At 72.2% G+C, this 12,754-nt stretch carries 13 protein-coding genes; 5 read left to right on the forward strand and 8 right to left on the reverse strand.

All coding sequences use genetic code 11. The features are described from left to right. The first annotated feature begins 14 nt into the window (after positions 1-14). The gene (locus CV755_RS05475) at positions 15-563 is read left to right on the forward strand and encodes a hypothetical protein (RefSeq protein WP_109278991.1); all 549 of its coding nucleotides are present in this window, start codon (positions 15-17) and stop codon (positions 561-563) included. A gap of 27 nt (positions 564-590) precedes the next feature. On the opposite strand, the gene CV755_RS05480 is transcribed toward CV755_RS05475, so the two are convergent. After that, a complete protein-coding gene (locus CV755_RS05480) occupies positions 591-2,021 on the reverse strand; it encodes a WGR domain-containing protein (RefSeq protein ID WP_109278992.1) in 1,431 nt (476 codons plus the stop codon). A 54-nt stretch (positions 2,022-2,075) separates the two neighbouring features. Continuing rightward, positions 2,076-2,390: a DUF6191 domain-containing protein gene (locus tag CV755_RS05485; protein WP_109278993.1), complete on the reverse strand. Its 315-nt coding sequence runs from the start codon at positions 2,388-2,390 to the stop codon at positions 2,076-2,078. Positions 2,391-2,479: 89 nt separating this feature from the next. Here CV755_RS05485 and CV755_RS05490 point away from each other — a divergent pair, with 89 nt between their 5' ends. Continuing rightward, positions 2,480-3,454 (forward strand): endonuclease/exonuclease/phosphatase family protein, encoded by a 975-nt coding sequence (locus tag CV755_RS05490; protein ID WP_161968592.1) that lies wholly within the window; start codon positions 2,480-2,482, stop codon positions 3,452-3,454. A gap of 61 nt (positions 3,455-3,515) precedes the next feature. Here CV755_RS05490 and mshC read toward each other — a convergent pair whose 3' ends face one another. The 4 genes from mshC to CV755_RS05510 form a co-directional block, all read right to left on the reverse strand. After that, positions 3,516-4,745, reverse strand: a complete 1,230-nt coding sequence (mshC, locus tag CV755_RS05495; RefSeq protein WP_109278995.1) for a cysteine--1-D-myo-inosityl 2-amino-2-deoxy-alpha-D-glucopyranoside ligase — start codon at positions 4,743-4,745, stop codon at positions 3,516-3,518. Positions 4,746-4,970: 225 nt separating this feature from the next. Further along, positions 4,971-5,801 (reverse strand): SCO1664 family protein, encoded by an 831-nt coding sequence (locus tag CV755_RS05500; protein WP_109278996.1) that lies wholly within the window; start codon positions 5,799-5,801, stop codon positions 4,971-4,973. Next, the gene (locus CV755_RS05505) at positions 5,765-6,355 is read right to left on the reverse strand and encodes a DUF3090 domain-containing protein (protein ID WP_109278997.1); all 591 of its coding nucleotides are present in this window, start codon (positions 6,353-6,355) and stop codon (positions 5,765-5,767) included. Before CV755_RS05505 ends, CV755_RS05500 begins: the two co-directional genes overlap by 37 nt. 102 nt (positions 6,356-6,457) lie before the next feature. After that, positions 6,458-7,153 carry a histidine phosphatase family protein gene (locus CV755_RS05510; RefSeq protein ID WP_109278998.1) on the reverse strand — a complete coding sequence of 232 codons (696 nt, stop codon included), beginning with the start codon at positions 7,151-7,153 and terminating at the stop codon, positions 6,458-6,460. Positions 7,154-7,224: 71 nt separating this feature from the next. On the opposite strand from CV755_RS05510, the gene corA reads away from it, so the two are divergent. Next, positions 7,225-8,208, forward strand: a complete 984-nt coding sequence (corA, locus tag CV755_RS05515; protein ID WP_109279031.1) for a magnesium/cobalt transporter CorA — start codon at positions 7,225-7,227, stop codon at positions 8,206-8,208. 4 nt (positions 8,209-8,212) lie between these two features. On the opposite strand, the gene CV755_RS05520 is transcribed toward corA, so the two are convergent. Together CV755_RS05520 and CV755_RS05525 are read right to left on the reverse strand one after the other, a co-directional pair. Continuing rightward, positions 8,213-8,992, reverse strand: a complete 780-nt coding sequence (locus tag CV755_RS05520) for a hypothetical protein (RefSeq protein WP_109279032.1) — start codon at positions 8,990-8,992, stop codon at positions 8,213-8,215. Between the two features lie 204 nt (positions 8,993-9,196). Further along, a complete protein-coding gene (locus CV755_RS05525; RefSeq protein WP_109278999.1) occupies positions 9,197-10,246 on the reverse strand; it encodes an LLM class F420-dependent oxidoreductase in 1,050 nt (349 codons plus the stop codon). A 128-nt stretch (positions 10,247-10,374) separates the two neighbouring features. On the opposite strand from CV755_RS05525, the gene CV755_RS05530 reads away from it, so the two are divergent. Together CV755_RS05530 and CV755_RS05535 are read left to right on the forward strand one after the other, a co-directional pair. Beyond that, complete coding sequence (locus CV755_RS05530) at positions 10,375-11,358, forward strand: aldo/keto reductase (RefSeq protein ID WP_109279000.1); 984 nt, start codon at positions 10,375-10,377, stop codon at positions 11,356-11,358. After that, positions 11,355-12,754: helix-hairpin-helix domain-containing protein (locus CV755_RS05535; protein WP_241560980.1), on the forward strand; the 1,400-nt coding region annotated here is incomplete at its 3' end. The genes CV755_RS05530 and CV755_RS05535, both read left to right, overlap by 4 nt.

Consider the following 12,754-nt stretch of genomic DNA (forward strand, 5'->3'; position numbering starts at 1 on the left):
GGACAATGCGGACCATGACCGCGCGGCGCCCCACCCTGCCCGAACTGACCATGGCGCTTGTCCCCCTGTTCTTTCCGCTCGCCGTGGCCCTGCCGTCCGGCCTGCCCGCCGGCCAGGTGGTCCTCACCTCCACCATCGGCATCTTCCCGGCCGCGTTCTCCTACGGGCTGGGCAGCTGGATCCTCGCCCGGCACAACCGCCTGCGCCTTGCGGCGCTCACCGGATGCCTCTCAACCTCCCTGTTCGGCTGCCTGGTTGTGGGCTCCTTCTACTACGGATTCATCTTCGCCGTCCCGCTCGCCCTCCTCTTCGGCTTCCTGGGTCTGCTGAGCCTCTGGGGTACCTGGGCCCTGGCCCTGGACAGGCGATGGGGAGCGGCGATGGCCTCCTTCCCGCTGTGCCTGATCACGGCCTTCGGGCTCAGCGTCCCCGCCGGAGGAGCAGCGGCGGCCCTTGCGCACTTGACCGGCTGGACGTGCCTGGCCGTCACCGCTCTGTTGTGCGCCCTGACTCTCTTCGCGCCCCGCGCTCCCAACCCACTGCCCCAAAACCCAACCCGGTGACCCGGGGAGCACGGCGGCCACCAACCCCTACTGCAGGCGCCGTATTTCGCCCCGCACCCGGTAGAACCCCCCGCTCGCCGGTGCCAGGGCATCGACCACGTATCGGACGCCCGGCTCCCGGATCGCCCGGGGGAACTGGACGTTCCAGGTGGGGTTGTAGCCGTCCGAGACGACATGGACGCGCAGCCGGCCGCCGTCCTGGACACATTCCACCAGCACCCCGCCCGCCGGGGCGGCGGTCACCGTTTCCACCGCCGTGGCCGGGGTGTAAGTCGGCAGCGCGGCGGCGGACTTGATGTCCACCGGTGTGGGAACCCGGCCGGAGCAGGCCGCCGCGACCGCCGGCTCGGAGGCGTCCATGCAGATCAACAGGCCGTCGGTGGTGACCATATAGAGGCGCTCGTCGCGGTACTGCATCGAGAGCGCGGCCCCGCCGCCCGTGCCCAGCTTCCACAGCCGGGTGCCGTCGGCGGCGAAGCAGTAGACGGAGGAGGCCAGGTCACCGGCGAAGACATAGCGGCCGCCGGGCGAGGTGGCGCAGGAGTAGACGGCGGAGTCGCAGCGGTAGGTGGCCTCTATGGCGCCGTCGGACTTGGCCAGGCGCTGGACAACGTTGTGTCCGGTACCGGCGTAGACGGAGTGGTTCTCCTGCCAGCCGAAGAGCACCCCGCCGGAGGTCCTGGTGTGCCACAACTCGCCGCTGCCGTCGGCCGCGTAGGCGGTGACACCCTCCCGGTGGCCGTGGTAGACGGCGCGGTCGTCCCGGCGGACCATCCAGGCGTGCTGGCCGGTGCTCTTGCGGGACCACTGGTACTCGTCCTCATGGTCGATGACGGTCAGCCGGCCTTCGCGGTCGGCGACATTGAGCACGCCCTCATGGACGTCCAGCCAGAAGATATCGACATCCGAGGCGATCTCATAGGCGGCGAAGGGGAGTTTGGCGGAGAGGTCGTAGACCGTGCCGTCATCGCACCCGGCGTAGATCCAGAAGTCGTCCTCCACCAGGCATTTGACGCCGTCCGGCAGCTGGTAGCGGGCCAGCACCTCGCCGTCGTGGCCCAGGGTGTGCACCTCACCGCGCTGGTTGCCCACCCAGCAGCGGTCCTCGCCGATATGGATGCCGAAGGCGGGGGCGCCGGTGGCGAAGCGCCACAGCACCGGGGCCACCGCACGGGCGGTGGAGGGCGCGGCGGTGACCTGGCGCCTGGTCACCGGGCGGGCCGCCCGGCCGCCGCGCACGGCGGGCTCATAGCCCTTGCGGACCTTTTCGCCGATCTTCTTGGCCGCGGCGGCCCGTGCCTTCTCCGCCGTGGGGAAGGTGGAGTGCTGGGTCTGGCCGGCCGCGCCGATCCGTCCATAACGGACCGTCACAGCGGTGCCGTCCACCGTCACCTCATAGAACTTGTGCGCCCCGCCGCCCTCTTGGGAGAGCTCCAGGTACGTGGTGTCAGCGGACATGGCACGGCCCCCTTCCTCGCCGGTCACGGTGACCGGTCGCGTCTGGGAAGAACGTTAGGGGCGACCACTGACATCGGGCCGGGGGCCGATGCGTGCGGTGCCGGAGTCCAGGTCGATGCCGGTCCGGTGCGGGGCGCCGTCCTGTTCGTCGTCGCGGAGGACGAGTTCTATGCGGCGCTGCTCCAACTGCACCCTTTTGCTCGGGTATATCAGGGCGTGCAACTCCTCGGTGGCGGTGGCGCCGAGGCCGCGCACGGGTGGGGAGCCCCGGTGCCGGGCGAGCTGAACCCCTTTGCGCAGGGCGGCCAGGACGAACAGCGGGATGACGATCAGCAGGGCGAGCCCCGGACCGGTCAGCAGACTCATCATGCGGCGCCAACGAGCGGTGACTCCGCCGCAGTTCCCGCGCTCTGACGCATGGACAATAGAGTTTCAGCCAACCCCCAATGGGAGAGCATGTGAGAACGTCCCGGATACGCACCCTGATGCGCCGCACCACGGCCGGCCTGCTCGGCGCGGTGGCCATCACCCTGACCCTGCCGGCGGACGCGGGCGCGGCGGTGGAGTCGGTGCGTGCCATGACCTGGAACATCTGCGGTGAGGCCGGCGGTCCGCCGGGAGATCCGAGCTACTGCCCGTACCGCAATGAGCCCAAGAAGAAGGCGCAGGCCATCGCCGCGGTGGTGCGGGCGCGCCGGCTCAATGTGGTGATGCTTCAGGAGGTGTGCTCGGGGCCGCCGCGGCGCGGTGCGGCCAAGGGACACAGCCAACTTGACGAAATACAGGCGGCTTTGGGCCGCGGCTGGAGCCCGGCCTGGGCGGAGAGCGTGCGCCCGGACGGCCGTTCCGACTGCCGGGGAGCGCTCTCCGGCACGCTGAGCACCGCGATCCTGGTCCGGGGGAAGATCAGCGACCGGCCCAGGCCGGTGCCGCTGCCGGTCCCGCTGCACAAGGACGCCGACCGGTCCCAGGTGCTGTGCGTGGGGGTGTCCGGCTGGAAGACCCATGTCTGCACCACCCATCTGGCCAACACCGAACCGCTGTTGGCGGCCGGGGTGTACGACAAGGAGATCGCCACCATCAAGAAGACGGTCTCCGCCTATCCCCGGGTGGTGCTGGGCGGCGACTTCAATATGGGCCTGTACAACCACAAGATCCCCGCCCGGTTGCAGCCGCTCTACCGGATGATGCCGGAGTGCGACCGGAAGTCCTACGCACCGGGTGACGCGGCCGACGAGCCCACGCACTTCAGCTTCGACCCGCGCACCGGGACCTACTTCGAGTCGAAGATCGACTACCTCTTCGGCACCGCCGGCTTCACCGGCTGCGACTCCTGGACGGAGCTGGCCGACCACGCCGACTACCGGCACACCAGGCAGCCCACCGGCATCTCCGACCACGCACCGCTGTACGGCTACACCAAGGCGAGCTGAACAGGAAGGAGGGCGCTCCCCTGGGGGAGCGCCCTCCTTTTCGCGCGGGTGGTGCGGGCCGTTACAGCGCCACACCCAGCAGCGCGTCCACGGCCCGCGAGACCAGGCCGGGCGCTCCGGTGTCGGTGCCGCCCTCGGCGGCCTGGCGGGCGGCCCAGCGGTCCACCGCGGCCAGCGCGGCCGGGGCGTCCAGGTCGTCCGCGAGGGCCTCGCGGATCTCCTCCACCAGGGCGTCGGCGGACGGCCCGTCCGGGCGGGAGACGGCGGCCCGCCAGCGGTCCAGGCGGGCCACGGCCTCGGTCAGGACCTCGTCCGTCCACTCCCAGTCGGCGCGGTAGTGGTGGGCGAGCAGGGTGAGACGGATGGCCGCCGGGTCCACGCCCTGGCGGCGCAGGGCGGAGACAAAGACCAGGTTGCCCTTGGACTTGGACATCTTCTCGCCGTGCAGGGCGACCATTCCGGCGTGCACATAGGTCTTGGCGAAGGGGTGCTCGCCGGTGAGCGCCTGGGCGTGCGAGGCACCCATCTCATGGTGCGGGAAGACCAGGTCGGAGCCGCCGCCCTGGACGTCGAAGCCCATCCCGAAGTGCTCCAGGGCGATGGCCACGCACTCGATGTGCCAGCCGGGGCGGCCGGGGCCCAGCGAGCCGCCGTCCCAGCTGGGCTCGCCCGGGCGGGCGGCCATCCAGAGCATGGGGTCCACGGGGTTCTTCTTGCCGGGGCGCTCCGGGTCGCCGCCGCGCTCGGCGGAGAGCAGGCGCATGGCCTCGGCGTCGAGGTGGGAGACCTCGCCGAAGTGCGGGTCGGAGGCGACGGAGAAGTAGATGTCGCCGTCCAGCTCATAGGCGGCGCCGGCGTCGCGGAGCCGCTCGACGATCGGAACGATCTTGGGTATGGACTCCACGGCGCCGACATAGTGCTTCGGCGGGAGCATCCGCAGGGCGGTCATGTCCTCGCGGAAGAGGGAGGTTTCGCGCTCGGCGAGGGCGGTCCAGTCGTCGCCGTTGGCGGCGGCCCGCTCCAGCAGGGGGTCGTCGATGTCCGTGACGTTCTGGACATAGTGAACCTGCCGCTTGGTGTCGAGCCACACGCGCTGCACCAGGTCGAACGCGTTGTAGGTCGCCGCGTGCCCCAGGTGGGTGGCGTCATAGGGCGTAATGCCGCAGACATAGAGGCGGGCGACGGGACCGGGGACGAGGGTCACTCGTTCACCGGTCGCGGTGTCGTGGATCCGGAGGTCGCGGCCACTGCCGGGCAGGGCGGGTACCTCTGAAGCGGGCCAGGCATGCATGTCCTGAGCGTAACCGGATGCATGTTCCGGATACGAACCGGAGGGCTTTGGTTGGCCGAATCCGTCACCTTGCGCGGAGTGCGGATGCTGTGCTTGGGCACCCCGCCTGGGCTCGGGCGCCGCATCAGGGGCCGGGTGCCCCATGGGGCGCGGGGAACTGCGCGACCGGCCACGGACAACCCGCACCCGAAAAGCGGCCCGCCCCCGGAGCGGCACCCGGCAAGCTCACACCGGCGGCCATGGAATGGCCGGCCACTGCCCACTCGGCTTGCGGTGGACGCCGGTACGGAGCAGCTCCCCCACCCGCGCCCGCAACGCGTCAATCTCCGCCGGAGTGATCAGCTCGGCCAGCCGGGCGGCCAGCGGCCGCCCCTCGGCCAGGTCGGCCGACAGCCGGCGCAGGGCGTCGAGCGCCTCCGACGGCAGCGGCTCCCCCGCCCACCCCCACAGCAGGGTCCGCAGCTTGTCGTCGGCGTTGAAGGTGACCCCGTGGTCGATGGCGTACAGCCGCCCGTCCGCGGTGGGCAGCAGATGGCTCCCCTTGCGGTCGCCGTTGTTGATGACCGCGTCCAGCACCGCCAGCCGGCGCAGCCGCTGGTCGTCGGCGTGCACCAGCAGCGCGGGCCGGTCCTCCCCCACGTCCGCGTAGCCGACCGCCTTCCAGCCCGGGCCGGGCTCGTCCCCGTCCACCAGGGCGAGCAGCGGCGGGGCGGCCTCCTCGTCGGCGGGGGCCTCGATCCACAGCTGGACCATCCCCCGCCCGTACGGCCCGTCCCGCAGTACCGTCGGCGGGATCAGCCCCCACCCCATGGCCTCGGAGAGCTCATACGCGGCCACCTCGCGCTGGGCCAGGGTGCCTTCCGGGAAGTCCCACAGCGGGCGCTCCCCGGCGACCGGCTTGTAGACACAGGCGGCGCTCACGCCCTGGTACTCCACGGTGCAGTAGAGCACCGCGTTGGACGCCTCCCGTACCCGGCCGACCACCGTCAGCTCGCCCAGGGTGAGGAGCTCCTGCGGGCTTACGCTCCGCGGCGGTATCCGTTCTGGCGCGGACATACATGTCCCTCCGGGTCGAGCGGCAGGCTGCACAGCGGGCACGGCGGGCGGCCGGCGTTGACCACCTCCAGGGCGCGCTTGGCGAATGCGCGGGCCATGGTGCCGGTGATGCGCACCCGCAGCATGGGCGGCCCGTTGAGCTCGTCCTGCAGCAGGCGCTCCTCCGCCTCGGCGAGGTCCTCGTCGGTGTCCGCCTCCAGCTCCACCAGTGCCTGGGCCTCGACGACCATGCGCTGGCTCTCGCCGTCCCAGGCCAGGGCCATGGTGCCGACCCGGAACTCCTCCTCGACGGGGGTCTGCAGGGGCTCGGTGTCGGTCAGTTCGGCGGGGGCCACCGCGGGGACCGGGGCGCTGCCTCCGGTGCGCCGCACCACCTCGTCCAGCAGTTCGTCGATGCGCTCGGCGAGCGCCTCGACCTGGGCCTTCTCCAGTTTGACGCTGGTGGTCCGGCCGCCCGCGCTGGCCTGGAGGAAGAAAGTACGGCGGCCCGGCAGCCCGACCGTACCGGCGACGAAGCGGTCCGGCGGGTCATAGAGGAACACCTGACGGGACAACGTCCTGCTCCATATGGGTTGGTGGGTCACAGGGGGAACTACCGGTGTCGCTGCACGGGTGCCGGGGACGGACCCGCGCACCCACCCTACTGCGCACCGCGATCACGGTGCTCCCGCACCGCCCCCGACCGTCGCATCCCCGCTGCCGCCGTCCGCGGGGCGTTCCGGCGGGACGAGAGCGGCGAGGTCTCCGGTGTCGCCGAGGCGCAGCAACTGGGGCCGCAGCCGGGTGTAGCGGATGGCGGTGACCGAGCAGGGGTCGGCGTGGATCCGCTGGAAGAGGTCCAGGTGCAGGCCCAGGGCGTCGGCGACCACGGACTTGATGAGGTCGCCGTGCGAGCACATCAGATAGACGGCCTCCGGGCCGTGCTCGCGCTCCACGCGCTCGTTCCAGTCCCGGACCGCCTCCACGGCGCGGGCCTGCATGGCGCGCATGGACTCGCCGCCGGGGAAGACCGCGGCCGAGGGGTGCTGCTGGACCACGGCCATCAGCGGGTCGTCGGCGAGTTCGGCGAGCTTGCGGCCGGACCAGTCGCCGTAGTGGCACTCGCCTATCCGCTCGTCGGTGTGTGCCCGGAGCTCCGGCCGGGCGGCCAGCAGCGGGGCGAGGGTCTCCTGGCAGCGCTGGAGCGGGCTGGTGACCACGGTGGCCAGCGGGATGTCCCGCAGCCGCGCGGGGAGCGCGGCCGCCTGGGCGGCGCCCCGCTCGTCCAGTGCCACGCCGGGCGTCCAGCCGGCGAGTACCGCCTTGCCGTTCGCGGTGGACCGGCCGTGCCGGACCAGGATCAGGGTGGGCATGTCCGCCAGCCTACGACGAGGCTTGGCGGGGGCTTTGCCGGATGCTGACCTTCCGGCGGCAGAATGCCCGGATGATTGTGGACTTCGCCGTATACCGCAAGGGGCGCCGCACCGAGGCGCCCGACGACTTCTCGGACGCTCTGGACCAGGCGCGGGCCGATGGTGACGCCTTTCTGTGGGTCGGTCTGTATGAGCCGACGGAGGAGGAATTCGCGCTGATCACCAGCGAGTTCCGGCTCCATCCCCTGGCGGTCGAGGATGCCCTCAAGGCCCATCAGCGGCCCAAGCTGGAGGTGTACGCGGACTCGGTGTTCGTGGTGCTCAAGCCGGTGATGTACGACGAGGCGGCGGACACCGTGAGCACCGGGGAGCTGATGCTGTTCCTGGGTGACTCCTTCGTGGTGACCGTCCGGCATGGCGAGGGCTCGCCGCTGAAGGAGCTGCGCAGGCGGCTGGAGGCCGATGAGCGGCTGCTGGCGTACGGGCCCACGGCGGTGCTCTACTCGGTGGCCGACGCGGTGGTGGACCGCTACACCGAGGTGGCGGCGGCGCTGCAGATGGATCTGGACGAGCTGGAGACCGAGGTCTTCGCCCCGGCCGGCGGAGACAACAAGAACACCGCCTCGCGGATCTACGCCTTCAAGCGCCAGGTGGTGGAGTTCCGGCGGGCGACCGTCCCGCTGGCCGATCCGCTGGACCGGCTGGCCGGGGGCACCCTGCCCTTTGTCAATGAGCAGGCGCGTCCCTTCTTCCGGGACGTCAGTGACCATCTGGCGCGGGTGAACGAGGTGGTGGAGGGGCTGGACCGGCTGCTGACCGACATCCTCTCGGCGCATCTGGCGCAGATGGGCGTTCAGCAGAACGACGATATGCGCAAGATCTCCGCCTGGGCGGCAATGGCGGCCGTGCCCACGATGATCGCCGGGATTTACGGAATGAACTTCCGGAACATGCCGGAGCTGCGGCAGCCCTGGGGCTATCCGGCGGCGCTGGTGCTGATGGCGGGGTTTGTGTTCTGGCTGCACCGGTTGTTCAAGCGGCGCGGCTGGCTGTGAGCGCTCAGGCGTACTCGGCCGCGGGGGTACCCAGGGCGTCGCGCCGCTCGGGCATCCGCAGGGTGGTCAACCGGCGCCGTCCGCCGAGCAGTTCATAGCGGTGCACGGCGTGGATGGCCGCCGTCAGGGCGGCCGACTTGGCGGCGGGCCAGCGCAGGATGCGGCCCATATGCGCCATCACCGCCAGACTGACGTCCCGGTAGACCTCGATCTCCACCCGGGCGCTGTGGCGCAGCACCGCGCGGATGGTGTGGCCGTGCCCGGCGGCGGACAGCCGCAGCAACTCCTCGTGGCAGTAGGCGAGATGGTTGGTCTCGTCATGGCGGATCATGGTGATCGCCCGGCCCACCTCGGGGTGGTCGCCGAAGTGCCGGGCCAGCAGGTCCATTTGTTCGGCGGCGCGCTGCTCGGTGACCCTGCTGTGTGCCAAGTAGATGATCAAGTCCCGTTCGGTGAGCGTTTCTTCGGCACGCAGCTTCTCATGGGGCAGGCCGATGCCGCGGCGTTCCAGGAGCATGGTGTAGTCGGTCTCCGGCGGGACTCCGGTGGGCCGCAGTCCGCGTCTGCGCAGCAGGGCGTTGAAGATCCGGCCGTGTTTGTCCTCGTCGGCGCCGTGCCGGGCGACCTTGGGGGCGAGGTGGCGGTGGCGTTCCGGCAGCAGGGCCGCGATCCGGCCGTTCTCCCAGCCGCCCTGGGCCTCGCCGCTGGCGGCGATGGAGCAGAACAGGCGGTAGGAGTCGTCGTTGTCGAGGATCTCCTGGAACAGGCTGCGTGCCGAGAGCATGGCCGTCACCTCCATGGCCACCCAGTCAACTGCCGGCGGCGGGGGCGCGCCTGCCGAGCGCGGGGGGCGCTCGGCCGAACGAAGGACAACGGCCGGGGAAGCCGGGCCCGTAACCAGGACGACGGCCGGGCCGTTGTGCTCGATGTCGGCCGTGGCGGGGAAGACACCCCCGAGCCCCCACCACGGCCGCTGATCTGCCTCCGGTTACGCCAGTCCGGCCCGCTCCAGGGCCTCGACTCCGGCACGCAGGCCCGCGATCCGCTCGTCCAGGGTGAAGCCCGCCGGGTTCAGCGACAGGGTGGTGACGCCCGCCTCGGCGTAGGCCCGCATCCGGTCGGCGATGCGGTCCACCGTGCCGAGCAGCGAGGTGGAGTCGATCAGCTCGCGGGGTACGGCCGCGGCGGCGCCCTCCTTGTCCCCGGCGAGGTACTTCTGCTGGATCTCGGCCGCTTCCTTCTCATAACCCATGCGCTGGGCGAGCTTGTTGTAGAAGTTCTGCTTGGCGCTGCCCATGCCGCCCACATACAGGGCGGTGTACGGGCGGAACATATCGGCCAGCGCGTCCACGTCCTCGCCCAGGGCCAGCGGCACGGTGGGGACCACATCGAAGCCGTCCAGTTCCTTGCCCGCCTTGGCGCGGCCGGCGCGCAGCGGGGCGAGGGTGGTCTCCTCGGCGTGCTCGGGGGCGTAGAAGAGGACCAGTGCGCCGTCGGCGATCTCGCCGGTCTGCTCCAGGTTCTTGGGGCCGATGGCGGCGATGTACAGCGGGATGTGCTCGCGCACCGGGTGCACGGTGAGCTTGATCGGCTTGCCGGGGCCGCCGGGCAGCGGCAGCGTCCAGTGCTCGCCCTGGTGGGTCAGGCGCTCCCGGGACATGGCCTTGCGGACGATCTCCACATACTCCCGGGTGCGGGCCAGCGGCTTGTCGAACTTCACCCCGTACCAGCCCTCGGAGACCTGGGGGCCGGAGACGCCCAGGCCGAGGCGGAAGCGGCCGCCGGAGAGCGAGTCCAGGGTGGCGGCGGTCATGGCGGTCATGGCCGGGGTACGGGCCGGAATCTGGAAGATGGCCGAGCCGACGTCGATCCGCTCGGTCTGGGCGGCGACCCAGGAGAGCACGGTGGGGGCGTCGGAGCCGTATGCCTCGGCGGCCCAGCACACGGCGTACCCCAGGCGGTCGGCCTCGCGGGCGACCGCGAGATTGTCCGCGTCCATCCCGGCTCCCCAGTAGCCGAGGTTGATTCCGAGGCGCATCCGGTACCCCTTACTCGTCAGTAACGTCGTCGTTGCGGGGACTCTAGCGCGCGGACCTGGGATACGTCACCGGCCGGGCGGCACATGGCCGTCCGCGGTGCCGGGCCCGGCCAGTAGTCTCAGCGCTCATGGAACGAAGGCATCTCGGCCATACGGGCCTGCGGGTATCCCGGCTCGGCCTGGGCACCCTCACCTGGGGCCGGGACACCGGCGAGCATGAGGCCGCCGAGCAGTTGAGAACCTTCCACGAGGCGGGCGGCACGCTGGTGGACACCGCGGACGTCTATGCCGACGGCGGCGCGGAGCACCTGCTGGGGCGGCTGCTGCGCAATGTGGTGCCGCGCCGGGAGCTGGTGATCGCCACCAAGGCGGGCAGTGTGCTGGAGCCGGGCCGCCGGGTGGACGGCTCCCGGGGCCATCTGCTGAACGCGCTGGATGCCTCGCTGCGGCGGCTGGGCACCGACCATGTGGACCTCTGGCAGGTGCACGCCTTCGACCCGGCCACCCCGCTGGAGGAGACCCTCCAGGCCATGGACACCGCGGTGGCCAGCGGCCGGGCCCGCTATGCCGGGGTATCCGGCTTCTGCGGCTGGCAGCTGGCCAAGGCCGCCACCTGGCAGCTGGCCGCCCCGGGCACCCGGACCCGGCTGGCCGGGACGCAGATGGAGTACTCGCTGCTGCAGCGCGGCATCGAACGCGAGGTGCTGCCCGCCGCCCTGGACCTGGGCATCGGGGTGCTGCCCTCCTCCCCGCTCGGCCGGGGCGTGCTCACCGGCAAATACCGGCGCGGCACCCCGGCCGGCTCCCGGGGCGCCACCGAGCACCTGGCCCCCTTTGTCGCCCCTTATCTGGACGAGGCGGCCCGGCGGATCGTGGACGCCGTCGCCATAGCGGCCGACGGACTGGCCACCACCCCGCTGGAGGTGGCCCTGGCCTGGGTCCGCGACCGGCCCGGGGTGACCGCCCCCATCGTCGGGGCACGCGACGCACAGCAGCTCAAGGCGGCGTTGTCAGTGGAGGCCCTTACGCTTCCGGACGAGATCTGCCAGGCGCTCGACGATGTGTCGGCGCCCGTGCACCGCTATCCCGACCAGGACTGGAGCACGCTGTGACCGCGTCTTCCCGGGGGACGAACCCCGGACCCGAAGAGGACACCCCGAATCCGCCCGAGGCGTCTGGGCCCGAGGCATCCGGCCCCGAGCCGGCGGCCCCCGCCGGGGAAGCGGCCCCCGCCGGGGAAACGGTGGACCGGCCCAAGCGGTCCGCCGTGGCTGAGGCGCTGGCCGCCGCGGTGCGTGCGGTGGAGAGCGGGGAGCGGTCCGCGGCCTCGTTCTTCACCGAGCCCGCGCGTCCCGCACCGCGCCCGGCCCCGTCCCGGCCGGCCGGTCCGCCGCCGGTGGCCGTGCCGGACGCCGGCCCGGCGCTGCCGGAGGCGGTGCTGGCGGCCGGGCTGCCCGGTGTCCGCCAGGTGCTGGCCGCCGGCGGGGCGCCGGAGCAGCTCGCCGAGCAGGCCCTGACGCTGCTCGGCGAGCAGGCCGCCGAAGTGCTGCGGGAAGACCCCTGGCAGCTGCTGGCCGTGCCCGGCGTCCGCCCCGAGCAGGCCGACGGCTTCGCCCGGGAGCTGCTGGGCGGGCAGTGCGGCCCCGGGGACGAGCGCCGGGTCCGGGCCCTGACCGGCTGGCTGCTGGAGAAGGCCGCCACCGCGGGGCACACCGTGCTGGAGTCGGCCCGGCTGCACGAGGAGCTGGCCCGCCGGGCGGTGCCCGATCCGGACCAGGCGCTGCACCAGGTCATCGCCGAGGGCGGGGTGCTGGTCTTCCAGCACACCGAGGACGCCGGGGAGGCGGCGGACGAGGAGGCACCGGTGACGGTGCTGCTCGGCCTGGACCGGTACGCCATGGCCGAGGAGAGCCTGGCGGACGGGCTGCTGCGGCTGCTCAACACCCTTGAGCCGCAAGAGACTTCGGACTGGGAGGAGCAGGCCGCCGCCGCACCCTCCCCGTCCGCCGCCGAGCTGGTGCGTGCCGTCGCGGCCAACGGCCTGGTGGCGCACAGCGGCGGGGAGAGCGCCCGGGCCGAGCCCGCCGCCGTGGTCGCCGCGGCCCGGGCGCTGGGCCTGCGGGCCTGCGCCGCGGCCCATACCGAGGACGGCCGGCGGCGCCTGGCCGAGCTGGGCGAGGAGAACGCGGTCACCCTGGCCGGTCTGCTCGCCGGCCAGGAGGGTCCCGGACGGGACGCCGAGGGCGCCCTCCGGCTGGATGTGCTGGCCGTGCTGGACGCCCCCCAGCTCGATGTGGAGACCGCGGCGGCCCTGCTGGAGTCCCTGGCCGACGGCACCCGGCTGGTGCTCAGCGGCGACCCGGCGGTGCTCGGCCCGGCCGGGCCGGGCCGGGTCTTCGCCGACCTGCTGGCCTCCCGGGCCTGCCCTGTGGTGGTCTCCCGCACCCCCGACCCCGGCCCGGTGGGCGAGCTGGTCTCCGGCATCGGGATCGGCGAGCTCAACCAGGT

It is taken from the genome of Streptomyces orinoci, assembly GCF_003121295.1.
GTDB lineage: Bacteria > Actinomycetota > Actinomycetes > Streptomycetales > Streptomycetaceae > Streptomyces > Streptomyces orinoci.